Here is a 20,166-nt window from a genome sequence, read left to right as displayed (position 1 = left end):
GGAGGTCCGCGCGCTCTGCGTATCCTCGGGACGTGCTTCTCTCTGACAAAGACATCCGGGCCGAGATCGACAGCGGACGGGTCCGCATCGACCCGTTCGACGAGTCGATGGTGCAGCCCTCCAGCATCGATGTACGTCTCGACCGGTTCTTCCGGGTCTTCGAGAACCACCGTTACGCCCACATCGACCCCGCCGTCGAGCAGTCCGACCTGACCCGGCTGGTCGAGCCCGAGGGCGACGAGGCGTTCATCCTGCATCCGGGCGAGTTCGTCCTCGCCTCGACGTACGAGGTCATCTCGCTGCCCGACGACATCGCCTCCCGTCTGGAGGGGAAGTCCAGCCTGGGCCGCCTCGGCCTGGTGACGCACTCGACCGCGGGGTTCATCGACCCCGGCTTCTCGGGTCACGTGACCCTGGAGCTGTCGAACCTCGCGACCCTGCCGATCAAGCTCTGGCCGGGCATGAAGATCGGGCAGCTGTGCCTGTTCCAGCTCAGCTCGTCCGCGGAGTTCCCCTACGGCAGCGACCGGTACGGGTCCAGATACCAGGGGCAGCGCGGGCCCACCGCCTCGCGCTCCTTCCAGAACTTCCACCGCACCCAGGTGAGGCACGACGCATGAGCGAAGTACGCGAGAACCTCAACTACGAGGGGTTCGGCCGCGCCGTCCGCGAGCTGGCGCAGACCATCGCCGACGACGGCTACGAGCCCGACATCATCCTGAGCATCGCGCGCGGCGGGGTGTTCGTCGCCGGCGGGCTGGCGTACGCGCTCGACTGCAAGAACATCCACCTCGTGAACGTGGAGTTCTACACCGGCGTCGGGACCACGCTGGAGATGCCGGTCATGCTGGCGCCCGTGCCCGAGGCGATCGACTTCACGAACAAGAAGGTCCTGATCGCCGACGACGTCGCCGACACCGGGAAGACGCTCAAGCTGGTGCACGACTTCTGCCTGGGGCACGTCGCCGAAGTGCGCTCCGCGGTCGTCTACGAGAAGTCCCACTCGCTCGTGAAGTGCGAGTACGTGTGGAAGAAGACCGACGAGTGGATCAACTTCCCCTGGTCGGTCGAGCCGCCCGTGGTCAAGCGCGAGGGCCAGGTCCTCGACGCCTGATCCGGACCGGAAACGGCTTCGTACGGACGAAGGGCCCGCCGCGCAGGTGACTGCGCGGCGGGCCCTTCGGCTTGTTCGGCGGGGTGGTCGGCCCGGTCGGCCGTTACAGCGTGCCGAGCTTGATGATCGACAGCAGTGCGATGAGCTGGATCGCGGACGCGCCCAGCGCCTTCGGCCACGGCAGGTCGTGGGACTTGCTGATCAGCGAGGTGAACAGGGCGCCGGCCGCGACCCAGGTGGCCCAGCCGAGGACCTGCACGACCATGTTGTCGCCACCGAGGAACACGGCGAACAGCAGGCGCGGCGCGTCCGTGATGGACATCACCAGCATCGACAGGCCCACGGTGGGCTGCCAGGAGCCGTCCCCGCCCATCTGGCGGGCCAGGGTGTGCGTCACCGCGCCCAGGATCAGCCCGCAGATCACGAAGGCGGCGCCGGTGCTGAGGACGATCGGGATGGCCGAGCCGAGGGGCGCCTTGATGGCGTCCTCACGGGCGTTGTCGAAGCCGAACACCGCGAGCATCCCGTAGAGGAAGGTCACGGTCAGCGCGGGGCCCCAGACGGCGAAGTCGCGCATCTGGAGGAACGTCTGCCCCGGGCGGGTCGCGATGCCGCGGAGCAGTTCCTTCCACGGCAGCCGCGGGCCGGACGGCACCGCGGCCGAGCCGGCCTGGTAGGTCGCGCCCTGGCCGTACGGGTCCTCGCCGATGGAGAACGCACGGGTGTGCCCCGGGTTGTCGTTCCCGTACGCCGGCCCGGGCGCGGGGACGCCGGGCGAGCCGGGAGCTCCGTGGCCGTACGGGGGGCGCCCCTGCGGGTGCTGACCGTACGGGTCGAAGTACTCGGGCTCGCCCTGGTCCCCCGGGGCCTGTGAGGGCCACTGCTGCTGCGGGGGGTAGGGCTGCTGGCCGTACGGCGGCGGCGGTTGCTGCTGACCGTACGGCTGCTGCTGCGGGGGTTGTTGCGGGGTGCGGTTGTTGTCCCTGCCGCGTCCGATCCTGAATCCAGCCACGTGATCGAACGTACCTGGTCCCGCGGGTTCCGGTGGACGGGCGGCCGGAACACGCGGCCTTTGCGGCTGACCTGTGACATCCCCTAGGGGATCCCCGGGGGGTTGTCCCCACCCCCGCGCGATGTCCGGTGTGGGGCGAAATCGCCGTGGGGCCGTGCCGGTCGTACGGCTGCACCGGCCGTGCCGCGGAATGCGCGACGGCCGGCCCCCCCCCGGGTGGGGGGACCGGCCGTCGCGGTGGGCGGCTGCGGGCGGTTACTTGCCGCTCTCCGCCGTCTGGGGCTTGCCTTCGGCCTCGGGCTCGGCGCCGGGCTCCTCGGCCTTGGCCTCGGCCTCGGGCTTCGGCGCGGCCTTGGCCTCGGGCTCAGGCTTCGGCGCGGCCTCGGCGGCGGACGCCGCTTCGGCCTTCGGCTCGGCCTTCGGCTCGGCCTCGGCGGGCGCCGGGGCGGGAGCCGGGGTGGGCTCCGCCTTCGGCTCCGCCTCGGTGGCGACCGGCTCGGCCTTGGCCACCGGCTCGGCCTTGGCCGCCGGGGCCGGCTCCGCAGCGGGCTCCGCCGCTGCCTTCGGCTCCGCCTTGACGGCGACCGTCGTCACAGCGGCCGCGGCCGCAGGCGCCTCCGCCTTCGCGGCAGGCTCCGGCTTCGTGGCGGGCTCCGCCTTCGCGGCCGCCACCGGCTCCGGCTCGGGCTCGACCACAGGATCGGGCTCGGGCTCGGGCTCCGGGGTCCTCACCGACTCCAGCAGCAGCTGCGCCACGTCCACGACCTGCACGGACTCCTTGGCCTGGCCGTCGTTCTTCTTGCCGTTGACCGAGTCCGTCAGCATCACCAGGCAGAACGGGCACGCGGTCGAGACGATGTCCGGGTTGAGGGACAGGGCCTCGTCGACGCGCTCGTTGTTGATGCGCTTGCCGATCCGCTCCTCCATCCACATCCGCGCGCCACCGGCGCCGCAGCAGAAGCCCCGCTCCTTGTGGCGGTGCATCTCCTGCTGGCGCAGGCCCGGAACGGACGACATGATCTCGCGCGGCGGCGTGTAGATCTTGTTGTGCCGGCCCAGGTAGCACGGGTCGTGGTACGTGATCAGACCCTCGACCGGCGTCACCGGCGTCAGCCGGCCCTCGTCGATCAGGTGCTGGAGCAGCTGCGTGTGGTGGATGACCTCGTACTCGCCGCCCAGCTGCGGGTACTCGTTCGCGATGGTGTTGAAGCAGTGCGGGCAGGTCGAGACGATCCGCTTCGCCGACTTCGGCTTCTTCGTCGACGGGTCCTCGTCGTCCTCGCCGAAGGCCATGTTCAGCATGGCCACGTTCTCCTGGCCCAGCTGCTGGAACAGCGGCTCGTTGCCCAGGCGGCGCGGCGAGTCACCCGTGCACTTCTCGTCGCCGCCCATGATCGCGAACTTGACGCCCGCGATGTTCAGCAGCTCCGCGAAGGCCTTCGTCGTCTTCTTGGCCCGGTCCTCCAGCGCGCCCGCGCAGCCGACCCAGTACAGGTAGTCGAACTCCGAGAGGTCCTCCGCGTCCTTCCCGATGATCGGGACCTCGAAGTCGACCTCCTTCGTCCACTCGACGCGCTGCTTCTTGGCCAGGCCCCAGGGGTTGCCCTTCTTCTCCAGGTTCTTGAGCATCGTGCCCGCCTCCGACGGGAACGCGCTCTCGATCATCACCTGGTAGCGCCGCATGTCGACGATGTGGTCGATGTGCTCGATGTCGACCGGGCACTGCTCCACGCACGCGCCGCAGGTCGTGCAGGACCACAGCACGTCCGGGTCGATGACGCCGTTCTCCTCGGCCGTCCCGATCAGCGGGCGCTCGGCCTCGGCGAGGGCGGCCGCGGGGACGTCCTTCAGCTGCTCCGCCGTGGCCTTCTCGTTGCCCTCCATGTCCTTGCCGCCGCCCGCGAGCAGGTACGGGGCCTTGGCGTGCGCGTGGTCGCGCAGCGACATGATCAGGAGCTTCGGGGACAGCGGCTTGCCGGTGTTCCAGGCGGGGCACTGCGACTGGCAGCGGCCGCACTCGGTGCAGGTGGAGAAGTCGAGGATGCCCTTCCAGGAGAACTGCTCGACCTGGGAGACGCCGAACACGTCGTCCTCGCCCGGGTCCTCGAAGTCGATCTCCTTGCCGCCGCTCGTCATCGGCTTGAGCTCGCCGAGCGCGACCGCGCCGTCGGCGTTCCGCTTGAACCAGATGTTCGGGAAGCCGAGGAAGCGGTGCCAGGCGACACCCATGTTGGTGTTGAGCGAGACGACGATCATCCAGACCAGCGACGTGCCGATCTTGATCATCGCGGTGAAGTAGATGGCGTTCTGCAGGGTGCCGAGCGAGAGCCCCTTGAAGGCCAGCACCAGCGGGTACGACACGAAGTACGCCGGGTCGTACGAGTCCACGTGGTGGATCGCGCCCTCGAGGCCGCGCAGGGCCAGGATCGCGAGGCCGATCGTCAGGATGATGTACTCGACGAAGTACGCCTGCCAGGCCTTCGAGCCGGTGAAGCGGGACTTGCGGCCGGCGCGCGACGGCAGGTTCAGCAGCCGGATCGCGATGAGCACGACGATGCCGACGACCGTCATCAGGCCGATGAACTCGATGTACATCTCGAACGGCAGGAAGCCGCCGATGACCGGCAGCGTCCAGTCGGCCTGGAAGAGCTGGCCGTACGCCTGCGCCAGCGTGGGCGGCAGGGTCAGGAAGCCGATCGCGACGAACCAGTGCGCGAAGCCGACGATGCCCCAGCGGTTCATCCGGCTGTGGCCGAGGAACTCCCGGGCCAGGGTGAGCGTTCGTGCCTTCGGGTCGTCCGTACGGCTGCCCGCCGGTACGGGCTGGCCGATCTTCACGAACCGGTAGATCTGCGCCACGGCTCGTGCGAGCAGCGCGACGCCGACCACGGTCAGGACCAGCGACACGATGATCGCGGCGAGTTGCATGGAAGGGCTCCTCGGGCGGGGACTACTAAGCGGTAACTTATTGAGTCAAGGCTTGAGGTTACCCATTCCCCGCGCCGCAATGTAGGCGAGCGTGCGGTGATCTGTGTCGCTCAGGCATACCTCTGTCGGTAGGCCGCGCGAGGGGTCTGAGCGAGGATCGCGAGATCCATCCCCAGCCAATGGCTCTCCACATAGTGCCGGTCGAGCAGGGCCATCTCCTCCCAGGGCAGGTCGGAGCGCGCGCTCACCTGCCACAATCCGGTCATTCCGGGGCGTACGAGAAGCCGTTCGGGCTGATCCGTACGGGGTTCCGGGCGCGGGCCGACGAGCGACATCTCGCCGCGGAACACGTTGAGCAGCTGCGGGAGCCCGTCGAGGGCGCACCGCTCCACCGCGGCTCCGGCCCGCCCCGCGCCGGCCGTGCGCAGCCGGTACGTCAGGAACGGGCGGCCGGCGAGCCCCGCCGCGGGCTCCCGTACGAGGACCCGCCGGCCGTGCGCGGTCGCGAGCACGGCGGCGGCCAGGGCGAGCGGCACCGCGCACAGGGGCAGCAGGATCGCGGCCCCGATGAGGTCGAGCACCCGTTTCGCCGGCGGCCGGGCCGGCCGCGGGAGGGGGAGGGCGGCGAGCGTCAGAGGCATGCGGGAACGGTCCCGCACGGCGGCGGCGTGCCCGGCGCGCCGCGCGGCGGGCGGGGGCCGGACGGGTGCCCGGGCTGGGCCGTTCGGGTGGGACGCCGTCCCGGGCGGCCCCCCGCGGGCCCCGGCGGCGCAGGCTTCGGCAGGCGCGGGGAGCGCTCGCACCGTGCGGGGCGTGCGGGGCGTTCGCGGCGTACGGAGCGTACGGAGCGTACGGGGCGTACGGGGCGTTCCGGGCGTACATGTGGGCAGGCGCCGGGAGTCGCTGCCGCGCGTCCGCGCCGTGCGTCCTTCGGCAGGTGCCGGGCGTTCCGTGTCACGCGGCCCCGGTGGCGCCCGGTCCGGCGGTAGTTGCGCGTAAGGAAGGCCTAAAGGTTGAGTCGCCTCGACTCAGCTCTGTTGACGCACGCGCGACGATCATGCATGGTTGAGTCTGTTCCACTCAAGTCAGCTGGAGGAATCGAAATGGCACGTGCGGTCGGCATCGACCTGGGCACCACTAACTCCGTCGTCAGCGTTCTGGAAGGCGGCGAGCCCACCGTCATCACCAACGCCGAGGGCGCCAGGACCACGCCGTCCGTCGTCGCTTTCGCCAAGAACGGCGAGGTGCTCGTCGGCGAGGTCGCGAAGCGCCAGGCGGTCACGAACGTGGACCGGACCATCCGCTCCGTCAAGCGCCACATGGGCACTGACTGGAAGATCAACCTGGATGGCAAGGACTTCAACCCGCAGCAGATGAGCGCCTTCATCCTGCAGAAGCTGAAGCGGGACGCCGAGGCCTACCTGGGCGAGAAGGTCACGGACGCGGTCATCACCGTCCCGGCCTACTTCAACGACTCCGAGCGTCAGGCGACGAAGGAAGCCGGCGAGATCGCGGGCCTGAACGTCCTGCGCATCGTCAACGAGCCGACGGCCGCCGCCCTGGCCTACGGCCTCGACAAGGACGACCAGACCATCCTGGTCTTCGACCTCGGTGGCGGCACCTTCGACGTGTCGCTCCTCGAGATCGGCGACGGCGTCGTCGAGGTCAAGGCGACCAACGGCGACAACCACCTCGGTGGCGACGACTGGGACCAGCGCGTCGTCGACTACCTCGTGAAGCAGTTCCAGAACGGCCACGGCGTCGACCTGTCCAAGGACAAGATGGCGCTCCAGCGCCTGCGCGAGGCCGCCGAGAAGGCGAAGATCGAGCTGTCCTCCTCCACGGAGACCTCGATCAACCTGCCCTACATCACGGCCTCCGCCGAGGGCCCGCTGCACCTGGACGAGAAGCTCACGCGCGCCCAGTTCCAGCAGCTCACCTCGGACCTCCTGGACCGCTGCAAGACCCCGTTCCACAACGTCATCAAGGACGCCGGCATCCAGCTGTCCGAGATCGACCACGTGGTCCTGGTCGGCGGCTCCACCCGCATGCCGGCCGTCGCCGAGCTCGTCAAGGAGCTCACCGGCGGTCAGGACGCCAACAAGGGCGTCAACCCGGACGAGGTCGTCGCCATCGGCGCGACCCTCCAGGCGGGCGTGCTCAAGGGTGAGGTCAAGGACGTCCTGCTCCTCGACGTGACCCCGCTGTCCCTCGGTATCGAAACCAAGGGCGGCATCATGACCAAGCTCATCGAGCGCAACACCACGATCCCGACCAAGCGGTCCGAGATCTTCACGACGGCCGAGGACAACCAGCCGTCCGTGCAGATCCAGGTCTACCAGGGCGAGCGCGAGATCGCGGCGTACAACAAGAAGCTCGGCATGTTCGAGCTGACCGGCCTGCCGCCGGCCCCGCGTGGCGTCCCGCAGATCGAGGTCTCCTTCGACATCGACGCGAACGGCATCATGCACGTCACGGCCAAGGACCTCGGCACGGGCAAGGAGCAGAAGATGACCGTCACCGGCGGCTCTTCGCTCGGCAAGGACGAGGTCGACCGCATGCGCCAGGAGGCGGAGCAGTACGCGGACGAGGACCTGCGCCGCAAGGAGGCCGCCGAGTCCCGCAACCAGGGCGAGCAGCTCGTCTACCAGACGGAGAAGTTCGTCAAGGACAACGAGGACAAGGTCCCGGCCGACGTCAAGACCGAGGTCGAGACGGCCGTCTCCGAGCTCAAGGAGACCCTCAAGGGCGAGGACACGGCCGAGATCCGCACCGCGACGGAGAAGCTCGCCGCGGTCAGCCAGAAGCTGGGCCAGGCGATCTACGCCGACGCGCAGGGCGCCCAGGGCGCGGCCGGCGCCGCCGGTGACGCGGGCCAGGCCAAGGCCGACGACGACGTCGTCGACGCCGAGATCGTCGACGACGAGAAGCCGAAGGGTGGTGCTGCCTGATGTCGGAGGAGACCCCGGGGTTCGACGAGAAGCCCGAAGTCCCCGTCGACGGCACGCCCGACGAGCCGGAGGCCGCCGACTCCGCCAAGGAGGAGGAGGCGGCCCCGGCTCCGGCCGGGGACGACGCACAGGCCGCCGGCCAGGAAACCGCGCTGCTGGCGCAGCTGGACCAGGCCCGTACGGCGCTCTCCGAGCGCACCGCGGACCTCCAGCGGCTCCAGGCCGAGTACCAGAACTACCGTCGCCGGGTGGACCGGGACCGGATCACCGTCAAGGAGGTCGCGGTCGCGTCCCTCCTGAGCGAACTGCTCCCGACCCTGGACGACGTCGGCCGGGCGCGGGAGCATGGCGAGCTGGTCGGCGGCTTCAAGTCGGTGGCCGAATCGCTGGAGACCGTCGCCGCCAAGATGGGCCTCCAGCAGTTCGGCAAGGAGGGCGAGCCCTTCGACCCGACGATCCACGAGGCCCTGATGCACTCGTACGCGCCGGACGTCACCGAGACGACCTGCGTGGCGATCCTGCAGCCGGGCTACCGGATCGGCGAGCGTACGATCCGTCCCGCACGGGTCGCGGTGGCCGAGCCCCAGCCGGGCGCGACCCCGAAGTCCGCGGGCTCCGACTCCGCGGACGCGGAGGGCGAAGCGCCGTCGGACAAGGACGCGGATGCCCCCGACAAGGGCTGATGCACCACACGTAGAGGCACGAGAGGAGGGACACCGGGGATGAACACGAAGGACTTCGTCGAGAAGGACTACTACAAGGTCCTCGGTGTCCCGAAGGACGCCACCGAGGCCGAGATCAAGAAGGCGTACCGGAAGCTCGCCCGCGAGTTCCACCCGGACGCCAACAAGGGCGACGCCTCGGCCGAGGAGCGCTTCAAGGAGATCTCCGAGGCGAACGACATCCTCGGCGACCCGAAGAAGCGCAAGGAGTACGACGAGGCCCGTTCCCTGTTCGGCAACGGGGGCTTCCGTCCCGGTCCGGGCGGGGGCGGCGGCTCGTTCAACTTCGACCTCGGCGACCTCTTCGGCGGTCAGCAGCCGCAGCAGGGCGGCCCGGGCGGCGGCTTCGGCGGCGGTCTGGGCGACGTGTTCGGCGGCCTGTTCAACCGCGGCGGAGCCGGCGCCGGCGCCGGTACGGGCACCCGTACCCAGCCGCGCCGGGGCCAGGACATCGAGTCGGAGGTCACCCTCTCCTTCACGGAGGCGGTGGACGGGGCCACGGTCCCGCTCCGGATGTCCTCGCAGGCCCCCTGCAAGGCCTGTTCGGGCACCGGCGACAAGAACGGCACCCCCAGGGTGTGCCCGACCTGCGTCGGCACCGGCCAGGTCTCGCGGGGCAGCGGCGGCGGTTTCTCCCTGACCGACCCCTGCGCGGACTGCAAGGGCCGCGGCCTGATCGCGGAACACGCCTGCGACATCTGCAAGGGCAGCGGGCGCGCCCGCAGCTCCCGCACCATGCAGGTGCGGATCCCGGCGGGCGTCTCCGACGGCCAGCGGATCCGGCTGCGGGGCAAGGGCGCGCCGGGCGAGCGCGGCGGTCCCGGCGGCGACCTCTACGTCGTCGTGCACGTCGACGCGCACCCGGTGTTCGGCCGCAAGGACGACAACCTGACGGTGACCGTCCCGGTGACCTTCGCCGAGGCGGCCCTGGGCGCCGACATCAAGGTCCCGACCCTGAACGGCCCCTCGGTGACGCTGAAGCTGCCGCCGGGCACGCCGGGCGGCCGCACCATGCGGGCGCGCGGCAAGGGGGCGGTCCGCAAGGACGGCACCCGCGGCGACCTGCTGGTGACGGTCGAGGTGGCCGTCCCCGCGGAGCTGTCGGACGAGGCGCGCGAGGCGCTGGAGAAGTACCGCGAGGCGACCGGGTCGGAGGACCCGCGCTCCGCGCTGTTCGAGTCCGCGAAGGGAGCATGACATGGACGGCCGCCGCAGGAATCCCTATCAACTGACCGACGAGACCCCGGTCTACGTGATCTCGGTGGCCGCCCAGCTCTCGGGTCTGCATCCGCAGACCCTGCGGCAGTACGACCGGCTCGGCCTGGTCTCCCCGGACCGCACGGCGGGCCGCGGCCGGCGCTATTCGGCCCGGGACATCGAACTGCTCCGCACGGTGCAGGCGCTGTCCCAGGACGAGGGCATCAACCTGGCCGGCATCAAGCGGATCATCGAGCTGGAGAACCAGGTCACCGCGCTCCAGCAGCGCGTGGCCGAGCTCGCCGCCGCGGTGGACGGCGCGGCGGCCGCGCTGCAGGCCCGCGAGGCCCAGGTGCACGCCTCGTACCGGCGCGACCTGGTCCCGTACCAGGCTCCGCAGCCGGGCAGCGCCCTGGTGGTGTGGCGTCCGACGCCGAAGCGTCCGCTGGACTGACGCACGCCGTACGCGAAGGCCCCGACCGGAACGTTCCGGTCGGGGCCTTCGCGCGTGCGGGAAGGGCCGCGGCGGCCCTTCCCGGCCCGTCACAGCGGGGGCCGGCCGGCGGGGCCCGAGACGCGGCCGAGGATGCCCGACTGGGCGATCAGGTAGCCCAGCTGCGCGCGGCTGCCGCTGCCCAGGGCGGTGGCCAGTTTGGCGATGTGCGCGCGGCAGGTGCGGACGTTCATGCCGAGGCGGCGGGCGATGGCCTCGTCCACGTGCCCCTCGACGAGGAGCTGGGCGATGGAGCGCTGCACGCCGGAGATCCCCGAGGGCGTCGGGTCGTACGGGATCTGCTCGTTGAGGGGGGTGGCCCGCCGCCACAGCTGTTCGAAGACGCGGACCAGGTAGCGCACGAGGGCCGGGTGGCGTAGCTCCAGGGCGATCTGCTGGTCGTCGCTGGCCGGTATGAAAGCGACCGATTCGTCGCAGATGATCAACCGCTCGACCAGCTCTTCGAGTGTCCGGATCTCGACCTTGCCGCTGGCCATCCGGTCGACGTAGGCCATGGTGCCCCGGCTGTGCCGGACGGTGTGCTGGTACAGGGTGCGCATGCTCACGCCGCGCCGGATCAGCGGCTGGTCGCGCTCGATCGCCTGGTTGAGTATGTTCTCGGAACGCCCGCCGCCCGGCTGGATGGTGAGCATCTCCGCCTGGCACTCGGCGGTGGCGACGTTGAGCGCCGCGTTGATCCTGTTGAATCCCTCCAGCACGGTGATCGCGTGCGTCGGCGCCGGCGTGAGCGCGCTGATGGCCATGAATGGCTCAAACGCTTCGGCGAGCTCGATGGAGGAGCGCCTGCGGTGCAGGATCTCCCGTTCCAGCGGGTGGAGACGTTGCGCCAATGCGACCGAGGGTGGAACCGGGCGGAGCCAGTTGTCGTCGTCCGGGTCAGGGTGCAGCAGCGCGAATTCCAGCAGGCAGGGCACCTGCTCGACCTCCTCGCGGGCGATCCGGCCGGAGCTGAGCGCGCTCGCGTACAGCTCCGCCCCCACGTCGCACAGGTCCGTCACCGCATGGGGATGTGTCTGGTTCATGCGCATAATCGGCAAATCTCCCACCCCCAGGGTCCTGCATGTACAGGAACATGATGCATCGCCACGGTGGCAATGGCGTGGCTCGATCAGTCATCGTCTGAGATGCGGGGGAGAGGAATCCATCAAGTGAGGACAACGTCGACCATGTACAAGAAATTGCTTCGCTCGGTGGCTGCCATTGCTCTCTCTACGGCTGCTGCTGTCGGTGGAATCTCGCTCGCGGACAGCGGCTGGGGCAGCGCGCCCGCCGACAGCGGCTGGGGGGCCGGTGTCACCAGTGATGACAGCGGCTGGGGAACACCCGGCAAGAGCGACAGCGGCTGGGGAAGCGTCCGGGCCGACAGCGGTTGGGGACCGTCGTCGCCCAAGGACGACAGCGGCTGGGGCATCGCGCCGACCGGCGCGCAGTCCGACAGCGGCTGGGGTGTGGGTGGGAAGACGTCGGACGCATGACCCCCGACGACCGCGGGTTCCGCCGCGAAATGGCCTCTGCCTACCGTTCCGGATGGCAGTTCATCGACCTTGCCACCGCGATCCCGTACTCCGGGGACTCGCTGATGGTCACCCTGTTCGGACAGCCGATCGTCGTCGTGCGCGAGGAGGACGAGGACGTACGTGCCTACCGTTGCCTGCGCCGCCCGAGGGGCGCGCCGCAGCCGGTCCGCTGCGAGGTGCGCTACGGAATGGTCTTCGTCAATCTTGATCAGCGCGATCACCAGCTCTTCGAACCCGACATCACCACTGCCACCCCCCGCAGTGCCTGAAGCGATTCCCCCGTCGTTGCAGATCGCTCAGGCGCTACCCCCACACAACGGCGCCATCGTGGACCTGACCACGATGGCGCCGTTGTGATGTCCGCGTCCAGTGCCCGACCGGACAAGTTGAAAGTTGTGCGGCTCAGGCCCGCCCCATGGCCCGGTCCAGGGCGATCTCGATGACCACGCGGTCCGGATTGGGCGAGGGGACCCGCCCGTAGCGCACCGCGTAGCGCGCCACCGCGTCGGCGACCGACTCCTCGTCCGTACGGACCAGCGCGCGTCCTTCCAGGGTCGCCCAGCGGCGCCCCTCCATCTGGCAGACCGCCACCCTCGTCCCGCCCGGCTCCGCGGCGGTGGCCACCAGGATGTTGCGAACCTTCCTGCTGTGCCGGTTGCTGATCACCCGGGCCAGGCCGGCCTCCGGGTCGTACGTCACGCCCACCGGCACCACGTGGGGGGATCCGTCGGGGCGGTGGGTGGTGAGCGTGCAGACGTGCCGTTCCCGCCAGAAGGCGAGGTACTCGGGCGTCGGGTTGAGTACGTCGTGGGACATGGGCCGAAGGGTACGTCCCCGCGGGCCGGGGCCGTGGAGTGCCCGAACGAGTACCGTTCTCCACCTTGAGTGGAATAGACTCAACTTTGCATACGCTGACTCTGTCAGAGTGAGTGGGTTACCCCTTGGGGGAGAGGAGAGGACGCAGTGGAAGCCGAGCTGACCAACAAGAGCCGTGACGCGCTGAACGCGGCCACCGGCCGGGCCGTCAAGGACGGCCACGCCGACCTGACCCCCGCGCACCTGCTGCTGGCCCTGCTCGCCGGCGAGGACAACGAGAACGTCGTCGACCTGCTCGTGGCCACCGACGCCGACCTGGTGGCCGTACGGACCGCGGCCGAACGGCTGCTCGCCGCCCTGCCCAGCGTCACCGGCTCCACGGTCGCGCCGCCGCAGCCCACCCGCGAGCTGCTCGCCGTACTGGCGGAGGCCGACGCGCAGGCCGGCAAGCTCGGCGACGAGTACCTCTCCACCGAACACCTCCTCATCGGCACGGCCGCCAAGGGCGGCGCCGCCGGTGAGGCACTTTCCAGCCAGGGCGCGAGCGCGAAGAAGCTGCTGGCCGCCTTCCAGAACGCACGAGGAGGACGGCGGGTGACCACCCCCGATCCCGAGGGCCAGTACAAGGCCCTGGAGAAGTTCGGCACCGACTTCACGGCGGCCGCCCGCGAGGGCAAGCTCGACCCGGTCATCGGCCGGGACCAGGAGATCCGGCGCGTCGTCCAGGTGCTCTCGCGCCGTACGAAGAACAACCCGGTGCTCATCGGCGAGCCCGGCGTCGGCAAGACGGCCGTCGTCGAAGGACTGGCCCAGCGCATCGTCAAGGGCGACGTCCCCGAGTCGCTGAAGAACAAGCGGCTGGTCTCCCTGGACCTCGGCGCGATGGTCGCGGGCGCCAAGTACCGCGGCGAGTTCGAGGAGCGGCTCAAGACCGTCCTCGCCGAGATCAAGTCGAGCGACGGCCAGATCATCACCTTCATCGACGAGCTGCACACCGTCGTCGGCGCGGGCGCCGGCGGGGACTCCGCCATGGACGCGGGCAACATGCTCAAGCCCATGCTGGCCCGCGGCGAGCTGCGCATGGTCGGCGCGACCACCCTCGACGAGTACCGCGAGCGGATCGAGAAGGACCCGGCGCTGGAGCGGCGCTTCCAGCAGGTGCTGGTCGCCGAGCCGTCCGTCGAGGACACGATCGCCATCCTGCGCGGGCTCAAGGGCCGCTACGAGGCCCACCACAAGGTCGTCATCAACGACAGCGCCCTGGTCGCGGCCGCCACCCTGTCCGACCGGTACATCACCTCCCGCTTCCTGCCCGACAAGGCCATCGACCTCGTCGACGAGGCGGCGTCCCGGCTGCGCATGGAGATCGACTCCTCGCCGCTGGAGATCGACGAGCTCCAGCGCTCCGTGGACCGCCTGCGGATGGAGGAGCTGGCCCTCAAGAACGAATCCGACCCCGCCTCCCGCGAGCGCCTGGAGCGGCTCCGCAAGGACCTGGCGGACAAGGAGGAGGACCTGCGCGGCCTGACCGCCCGCTGGGAGAAGGAGAAGCAGTCCCTCAACCGGGTCGGCGAGCTCAAGGAACGCCTGGACGACCTGCGCGGCCAGGCCGAGCGCGCCCAGCGCGACGGCGACTTCGACTCCGCCTCCCAGCTGCTCTACGGCGAGATCCCCGGCCTGGAGCGCGAGCTGGCCGAGGCCACCGAGGAGGAGGCCGAGGCGTCCAAGACCGGCACCGCCAAGGACAGCATGGTCAAGGACGAGGTGGGGCCCGACGACATCGCCGACGTGGTCGGCGCCTGGACCGGCATCCCGGCCGGCCGCCTGCTGGAGGGCGAGACGCAGAAGCTGCTCCGCATGGAGGACGAGCTGGGCCGCCGCCTGATCGGCCAGGGCGAGGCCGTGCGGGCCGTCTCGGACGCCGTGCGCCGCACCCGGGCCGGGATCGCCGACCCCGACCGTCCGACCGGCTCGTTCCTCTTCCTGGGCCCGACCGGCGTGGGCAAGACGGAGCTGGCCAAGGCGCTCGCGGACTTCCTCTTCGACGACGAGCGGGCCATGATCCGCATCGACATGTCGGAGTACGGCGAGAAGCACAGCGTGGCCCGCCTCGTCGGCGCCCCGCCCGGCTACGTCGGCTACGAGGAGGGCGGCCAGCTCACCGAGGCCGTCCGCCGCCGCCCGTACAGCGTGGTGCTGCTCGACGAGGTCGAGAAGGCCCACCCGGAGGTCTTCGACGTCCTGCTCCAGGTCCTCGACGACGGCCGCCTCACGGACGGCCAGGGCCGGACCGTGGACTTCCGCAACACCATCCTGATCCTGACCTCCAACCTGGGCAGCCAGTTCCTGATGGACCCGGCCACCCCGGTGGAGCAGAAGAAGGAACAGGTCCTGACCGTGGTGCGGAGCTCCTTCAAGCCGGAGTTCCTCAACCGCCTCGACGACCTCGTGGTCTTCTCCGCGCTCAGCGGCGACGAGCTGGCGCACATCGCCCGGCTCCAGATCGGCCGCCTGGCCAAGCGGCTCGCCGACCGGCGCCTGACCCTCGACGTCACCCCCGAGGCCCTGGCCTGGCTGGCCGACAAGGGCAACGACCCGGCGTACGGAGCCCGGCCGCTGCGCCGCCTGATCCAGACGGCGATCGGCGACCGCCTCGCGAAGGAGATCCTCTCCGGCGAGGTCCGCGACGGCGACACCGTACGGGTCGACGTGGCCGGCGAGGGCCTGCTGGTGGGCAAGGTGCTCTGAGGCCCGCTCCCGCCCCCGGGGGTTCCCGTGTCCGCCCGGAGCGGATCGGGCGCCCGGGGGTGGACACGGAGTGGGCGCGATGGGGGAGGATGCAGGTATCCGCACGAAGGGAAAATCACGGTGAGCATCGACCCGGCCTCGATTCCGAACTTCGGAGGGCAGCAGCCCGATCCGCAGGCCACAGGACCGGCGGGCCCCGTCGTCCCCGACCAGGATCTCGTCAAGCAGCTGCTGGAACAGATGGAGCTCAAGTACGTCGTCGACGACGAGGGCGACCTCGCGGCGCCGTGGGAGGAGTTCCGCACGTACTTCATGTTCCGCGGCGAGGACGAGCAGCAGGTCTTCTCGGTGCGGACCTTCTACGACCGCCCGCACAAGATCGAGGAGAAGCCGCAGCTGCTCGAGTCGATCGACGACTGGAACCGCCGCACCCTGTGGCCGAAGGTCTACAGCCACACCCACGACGACGGCTCCGTCCGTCTGATCGGTGAGGCGCAGATGCTGATCGGCACCGGCGTGAACCTGGAGCACTTCGTGTCCTCCACGGTCAGCTGGGTCCGCGCGTCCATCGAGTTCGACAAGTGGCTCGTCGAGCAGCTCGGCCTGGAGAAGGACGTCGACTCCGCCGAGGGCGACGAGGACAAGAACGGCGACGCCGGCAACTAGCCGTCGCCCGTCACAGCGGTACGCGCGCCACGAGCAGCAGGTAGAGCCCGTAGCCGCAGGAGAGCCCGGCCAGCCCCGCGGTCACCACGACCGAGGTGCGCGGCCGGGCTCTCGCCATCGCGGCGGCCACCGGCAGCAGCAGGGGGAACGCCGGGAGCAGGAAGCGGGGCTTCGACTCGAAGAAGCCCGCCCCGCCGAAGGCCATCAGCAGCAGCACCCCGGTGTACGCGAGCAGCGGCAGCGGCGTGCGGTCCAGCAGCAGGAGCACCGCCAGCAGGCCCGCCGCGGCCAGCAGTACCACGGTCACGGTGGTGGCGAGCGGCACGTGCCCGCCGGTCAGCACCCGCTCCGCGGACCGCAGCGCCCCGGCGCCGAAGTCGAAGCGCGAGCCCCAGTGCCGCTGCACCGCGAAGTAGCCGCCGAGGGGGTCGCCCCTGCGGGCCCCGACGGCGAGGACGTACGCCGCCCAGCCCGCGGGCGCCAGCAGCGCGGCCGCCCACACCGCGGGCGCGCGGGACCCGCGTACGGCGACCGCGTACAGCGCGGCGGCGCACACGGCGGCCGCGACGGCCAGGCCCGTGGGCCGGGTCAGCCCGGCCAGCGCGGCGAGACCCGCGGCCCACAGCCAGCGGTCGCGCAGGAGGGCGTACAGGGCCCATGCGGCGAACGCGGCGAGCAGGGCCTCGGTATAGGCGAGGGTCAGCACCACGGCGTGCGGGAGGGCCGCCCACAGCCCCACGAGGAGCAGCCCGGCGCGGGCGCCGAGGAGCCGCTCCCCGACCCGGTAGACCCCGACGGCGGCCGCGGCGGCGGCGACCCACGCGACGAGGAGCGCGGCGGGCGCGGGCCCGCCGGGCAGGACGGCCGAGACGAGCCGGATCAGCGCCGGGTAGAGCGGGAAGAAGGCGGTGTCGCTCTGGACGGCCCCGGTGCCGGTGACGGCGTCGGGCCACATCAGGGTGCGGCCGTAGCCGCGGGCGGCTATCGCGAGGTACCAGCCGGAGTCCCAGGACCTGCCGAGCACCGCCAAGGGATCGCGCCCGGCCCACCAGGAGCCGAGGGCGACCGCGAGCACGCCGGCCCCGCGGACGGCGGCGAACACCCCGAGCGCGAGCACGGACGCCGGCGCGGCGGCCCGGACGGCGCGCAGCGCGCGGATCTCCAGCGCGGACGCGGACACCGCGGCTCGGCCCGTTGCCATGTGTCCCGACTTTCCGGCTCGTCGTGCGTGCGCTCATCCGATGACGAGGGCTACGGGCACCACCAAGGCCGTCAGCTTCACACCGGCCCCGCTCACCCCGCAACCACCCGCGGAGACGGGCCTCCCGGCGGGCGGCGCGACGGTGCGGGAGCGCGGGGGCGGCTCAGAGGCGGCGCAGGCGCTCCGCGGCCTCCCGGAGCACCTCGGTCTTCTTGCAGAAGGCCCAGCGGACCTGGGTGCGGCCGGCCTGCCGGTCGTCGTAGAAGACCTGGTTGGGGATGGCGACGACCCCGCAGCGCTCGGGGAGGGCGCGGCAGAAGGCCAGGCCGTCCTTCTCGCCGAGCGGGGTGATGTCGGTGGTGACGAAGTACGTGCCTTGCGGACGGAAGACCTCGAACCCGGCGGCGGCCAGGCCGTCGGAGAGGATGTCCCGCTTGGCGGCCAGGTCGGCGCGGAACCCGTCGTAGTAGGCGTCCGGCAGGGCGAGGGCCTCGGCGATGGCGTACTGGAAGGGGCCCGACGCGACGTACGTGAGGAACTGCTTCGCGGAGCGGACCGCCGCGACGAGTTCCGGCGCGGCGGTGACCCAGCCGACCTTCCAGCCGGTGAACGAGAACGTCTTGCCGGCGGAGGAGATGGAGACGGTGCGCCCGCGCATGCCGGGCAGGCCCGCCAGCGGGACGTGGGCGCCCTCGAAGACCAGGTGCTCGTACACCTCGTCGGTGACGACCAGGAGGTCGCGCTCGACGGCCAGTTCGGCGACCGCCGCCAGTTCGGCGGGGGTGAGCACCGTGCCCGTCGGATTGTGCGGGGTGTTGAGCAGGATCAGGCGGGTGCGCGGGGTCACGGCCGCGCGCAGCTCGTCCAGGTCCAGTGTGAAGGCTCCCGCGTGGGGGCGCAGGGTGACGGGGACGCGTACCGCGCCGGCCATGGCGATGCAGGCGGCGTACGAGTCGTAGAACGGTTCCAGGGCGATGACCTCGTCGCCCGGTTCGAGGAGGGCCAGGAGGGTGGCGGCGATGGCCTCGGTGGCGCCCGCCGTGACCAGGACCTCGCTGTCGGGGTCGTAGTCGAGCCCGTAGAAGCGCTGTTGGTGGGCGGCGATCGCGGTGCGCAGCTCGGGGACGCCGGGGCCGGGCGGGTACTGGTTGCCGAGGCCGGTGAGGACCGCGCGGGAGGCCGCCTCGGCGATCTGCGCGGGGCCGTCGGTGTCGGGGAAGCCCTGGCCGAGGTTGATCGACCCGGTGCGGGCGGCGAGCGCCGACATCTCCGCGAAGATCGTGGTCCCGAAGGCCGCCAGGCGGCGGTTCAGGAAGGGGCGGTTGCTGCTCACGGGTGCGGTCATGGGCGCCATCCTGCGGGCAACCTCTGGACTTGCTCAAGTGCGCTTTGGGCCGTGGGGCCGGTGGGAATCCCCCTGTCACGCGGGACGCGGGGATCCCGTTCCCCCGGGAAGACCGGGGCGTGAGAGAGGGGCGGGCACCATGTTCGTCTTCGGAATCATCCTTCTTGTCGTCATCGTCATCGTCGTCGCCGTCACCGTGACCCTGGCGATCCGGGCCGTCAAGCGCGCCGTCACGTCCGCCGCCGCCGGGGGCTCCGGCAGCGGGAGCGGCGGCGGGAGCAGCAGCAGCTGGTGGGCGGGCGGGAGCGGCTCGTCACACTCGTGTTCGAGCGGATCGTCCTCGTGCGGGTCCTCGTCGTCCTCGTGCGGGTCCTCGTCGTCCTGCGGAGGATCGTCGTCCTCCTGCGGCGGCGGGGGCTGCGGTTCCAGCTGAGACGGGGCGGCGGAGGCCGCGCGGGCGAGGGCGCGCGGGGGGCCGGGAACCCCTCGGGCGCCCTTCCTTTCGCCCTGCACGGCGACGCGCGGGACGCAACTCGTTGAACACGTGAACTGTGTAGCCCCCGGGGGGATGTAAACCCCGTCAAGTTGGGTAAAACCGCTGTGAGTGCCGTGCCTTTCATGATTCCCTCGGTTGAGTAGACCAGTCCTCGGACCTCCCTGGACTTCCTCTGGACCCGTGCCGGTGTCCCCCCACCCGTTGACTACCGCTGGCGGGCCCCGGCCCCTCTCCCTCGCGCGTTTGCGGAGCCGACTCATGCTCACGACCCTCCAGACCTCATACACCGACACGCGTGCCTCCGACCTCGCCTGGGCCCTGGGGCGGGACCGGCTGCCCGCCCTGGCCGTACTGAATCTCGAACTGGATGGCGCAAAGGTTGAGTTGCGCCTGCTGGGGGCCTCCCATCAGGTGCTTCTGGAGGAGGGCGAGGTGCTCTGCTCGGAGACGGTCGCCTGCATGCCGGGCAGCAGTACGCCGCTGCCGCTCGGCGTGGCCAAGCGGGTGGGCGACTGGGAGTACGAGTTCGCCGCACGCGTCGAGACCCTGTCCCGGGGCTCCTTCGAGGGGCGGGCGCAGGAGCTGCTCGCGCTGGTCGCCGACCACCCGAACGGGCTAGCGGGCACCTTTCCGGGCAGTCCGCACGCCTTCACGGCCCTGCTCGCGCAGCGCCACGAGGGGCAGGTGCGGTGGCGGACCTGGCACGCGTACCCCCAGGAGGGTCAACTCGTGGCGACCCGGACCCGGGTCGGCGTACGGATGGGTGCGGCCGCCGCGGCCGCGGCCGCGGCGGAGAGCCCGGTCCTGCGGTAGCGCCGCGGTCCGGCGCGGGCTCGCAGCGGGCTTCCGCCGTCCGGCGCGGGGCGGCGCTCGCGGGGCGCGGACGGGGCGGCGCGGTTACGCCAACTGGCCGAATCGGTACGCCACTTACACCCATGT

Annotated in this window: 19 protein-coding genes; 11 read left to right on the top strand and 8 right to left on the bottom strand. The window is 71.1% G+C overall.

Going from position 1 to position 20,166, the window contains the following annotated elements; all coding sequences use genetic code 11:
* Positions 1 to 32 precede the first annotated feature (32 nt).
* Both dcd and ACZ6S8_RS18500 read left to right on the top strand, forming a co-directional pair.
* Positions 33 to 620, top strand: a complete 588-nt coding sequence (gene dcd, locus ACZ6S8_RS18505) for a dCTP deaminase (RefSeq protein WP_469456939.1) — start codon at positions 33 to 35, stop codon at positions 618 to 620.
* Positions 617 to 1,114 (top strand): phosphoribosyltransferase, encoded by a 498-nt coding sequence (locus ACZ6S8_RS18500; protein WP_267721079.1) that lies wholly within the window; start codon positions 617 to 619, stop codon positions 1,112 to 1,114. The genes dcd and ACZ6S8_RS18500 overlap by 4 nt, the downstream gene beginning before the upstream one ends.
* A 103-nt stretch (positions 1,115 to 1,217) precedes the next feature.
* On the opposite strand, the gene ACZ6S8_RS18495 is transcribed toward ACZ6S8_RS18500, so the two are convergent.
* The 3 genes from ACZ6S8_RS18495 to ACZ6S8_RS18485 all read right to left on the bottom strand — a co-directional run bounded on the left by ACZ6S8_RS18495 (position 1,218) and on the right by ACZ6S8_RS18485 (position 5,695).
* Positions 1,218 to 2,126: a Yip1 family protein gene (locus ACZ6S8_RS18495; RefSeq protein WP_469456936.1), complete on the bottom strand. Its 909-nt coding sequence runs from the start codon at positions 2,124 to 2,126 to the stop codon at positions 1,218 to 1,220.
* Positions 2,127 to 2,381: 255 nt separating this feature from the next.
* The gene (locus tag ACZ6S8_RS18490) at positions 2,382 to 5,054 is read right to left on the bottom strand and encodes a heterodisulfide reductase-related iron-sulfur binding cluster (RefSeq protein WP_469456934.1); all 2,673 of its coding nucleotides are present in this window, start codon (positions 5,052 to 5,054) and stop codon (positions 2,382 to 2,384) included.
* A 110-nt stretch (positions 5,055 to 5,164) separates the two neighbouring features.
* On the bottom strand, positions 5,165 to 5,695 hold the full coding sequence (locus ACZ6S8_RS18485) for a sugar transferase (RefSeq protein WP_469456932.1): 531 nt from the start codon (positions 5,693 to 5,695) through the stop codon (positions 5,165 to 5,167).
* Positions 5,696 to 6,157: 462 nt separating this feature from the next.
* Between ACZ6S8_RS18485 and dnaK the strand changes: the two genes are divergently transcribed.
* The 4 genes from dnaK to ACZ6S8_RS18465 are packed head-to-tail and all read left to right on the top strand — an operon-like array spanning position 6,158 to position 10,378.
* The gene (gene dnaK / locus ACZ6S8_RS18480; protein ID WP_469456930.1) at positions 6,158 to 8,005 is read left to right on the top strand and encodes a molecular chaperone DnaK; all 1,848 of its coding nucleotides are present in this window, start codon (positions 6,158 to 6,160) and stop codon (positions 8,003 to 8,005) included.
* Positions 8,005 to 8,688, top strand: a complete 684-nt coding sequence (gene grpE, locus ACZ6S8_RS18475) for a nucleotide exchange factor GrpE (protein ID WP_469456928.1) — start codon at positions 8,005 to 8,007, stop codon at positions 8,686 to 8,688. The genes dnaK and grpE overlap by 1 nt, the downstream gene beginning before the upstream one ends.
* A gap of 39 nt (positions 8,689 to 8,727) precedes the next feature.
* Positions 8,728 to 9,924: a molecular chaperone DnaJ gene (gene dnaJ / locus ACZ6S8_RS18470; protein WP_469456926.1), complete on the top strand. Its 1,197-nt coding sequence runs from the start codon at positions 8,728 to 8,730 to the stop codon at positions 9,922 to 9,924.
* Between the two features lies 1 nt (position 9,925).
* Positions 9,926 to 10,378, top strand: coding sequence for a heat shock protein transcriptional repressor HspR (locus ACZ6S8_RS18465; protein WP_469456924.1), 453 nt, complete (start codon positions 9,926 to 9,928; stop codon positions 10,376 to 10,378).
* 89 nt (positions 10,379 to 10,467) lie between these two features.
* Here the strand turns inward: ACZ6S8_RS18465 and ACZ6S8_RS18460 are convergent, their stop codons facing one another.
* Positions 10,468 to 11,460: a helix-turn-helix transcriptional regulator gene (locus ACZ6S8_RS18460; protein WP_383916379.1), complete on the bottom strand. Its 993-nt coding sequence runs from the start codon at positions 11,458 to 11,460 to the stop codon at positions 10,468 to 10,470.
* Positions 11,461 to 11,604: 144 nt separating this feature from the next.
* Between ACZ6S8_RS18460 and ACZ6S8_RS18455 the strand changes: the two genes are divergently transcribed.
* Positions 11,605 to 11,913: a 5'-nucleotidase gene (locus ACZ6S8_RS18455; RefSeq protein WP_469456922.1), complete on the top strand. Its 309-nt coding sequence runs from the start codon at positions 11,605 to 11,607 to the stop codon at positions 11,911 to 11,913.
* Entirely contained in the window at positions 11,910 to 12,224 is a 315-nt protein-coding gene (locus tag ACZ6S8_RS18450) for a (2Fe-2S)-binding protein (RefSeq protein ID WP_351275361.1), read from the top strand. The genes ACZ6S8_RS18455 and ACZ6S8_RS18450 overlap by 4 nt, the downstream gene beginning before the upstream one ends.
* Before the next feature lie 133 nt (positions 12,225 to 12,357).
* On the opposite strand, the gene ACZ6S8_RS18445 is transcribed toward ACZ6S8_RS18450, so the two are convergent.
* On the bottom strand, positions 12,358 to 12,771 hold the full coding sequence (locus ACZ6S8_RS18445) for a pyridoxamine 5'-phosphate oxidase family protein (RefSeq protein WP_469456919.1): 414 nt from the start codon (positions 12,769 to 12,771) through the stop codon (positions 12,358 to 12,360).
* A 147-nt stretch (positions 12,772 to 12,918) separates the two neighbouring features.
* Here ACZ6S8_RS18445 and clpB point away from each other — a divergent pair, with 147 nt between their 5' ends.
* Together clpB and ACZ6S8_RS18435 are read left to right on the top strand one after the other, a co-directional pair.
* Positions 12,919 to 15,519, top strand: coding sequence for an ATP-dependent chaperone ClpB (gene clpB, locus ACZ6S8_RS18440; RefSeq protein WP_469456917.1), 2,601 nt, complete (start codon positions 12,919 to 12,921; stop codon positions 15,517 to 15,519).
* 120 nt (positions 15,520 to 15,639) lie between these two features.
* A complete protein-coding gene (locus tag ACZ6S8_RS18435; RefSeq protein WP_469456915.1) occupies positions 15,640 to 16,185 on the top strand; it encodes a type III secretion system chaperone family protein in 546 nt (181 codons plus the stop codon).
* A 10-nt stretch (positions 16,186 to 16,195) separates the two neighbouring features.
* On the opposite strand, the gene ACZ6S8_RS18430 is transcribed toward ACZ6S8_RS18435, so the two are convergent.
* From ACZ6S8_RS18430 to ACZ6S8_RS18420, 3 genes are all read right to left on the bottom strand, one after another.
* Entirely contained in the window at positions 16,196 to 17,386 is a 1,191-nt protein-coding gene (locus ACZ6S8_RS18430; protein ID WP_469456913.1) for a glycosyltransferase family 39 protein, read from the bottom strand.
* Positions 17,387 to 17,549: 163 nt separating this feature from the next.
* Positions 17,550 to 18,731 carry a pyridoxal phosphate-dependent aminotransferase gene (locus tag ACZ6S8_RS18425; protein ID WP_469456911.1) on the bottom strand — a complete coding sequence of 394 codons (1,182 nt, stop codon included), beginning with the start codon at positions 18,729 to 18,731 and terminating at the stop codon, positions 17,550 to 17,552.
* Positions 18,732 to 18,806: 75 nt separating this feature from the next.
* Positions 18,807 to 19,244, bottom strand: coding sequence for a hypothetical protein (locus tag ACZ6S8_RS18420; protein ID WP_469456909.1), 438 nt, complete (start codon positions 19,242 to 19,244; stop codon positions 18,807 to 18,809).
* 241 nt (positions 19,245 to 19,485) lie between these two features.
* On the opposite strand from ACZ6S8_RS18420, the gene ACZ6S8_RS18415 reads away from it, so the two are divergent.
* Positions 19,486 to 20,040: a DUF2617 family protein gene (locus ACZ6S8_RS18415; RefSeq protein ID WP_469456907.1), complete on the top strand. Its 555-nt coding sequence runs from the start codon at positions 19,486 to 19,488 to the stop codon at positions 20,038 to 20,040.
* Positions 20,041 to 20,166: the final 126 nt, after the last annotated feature.

Source organism: Streptomyces sp. NPDC048461, from assembly GCF_055587105.1.
This window is presented reverse-complemented; position numbering and strand designations above follow the sequence as displayed.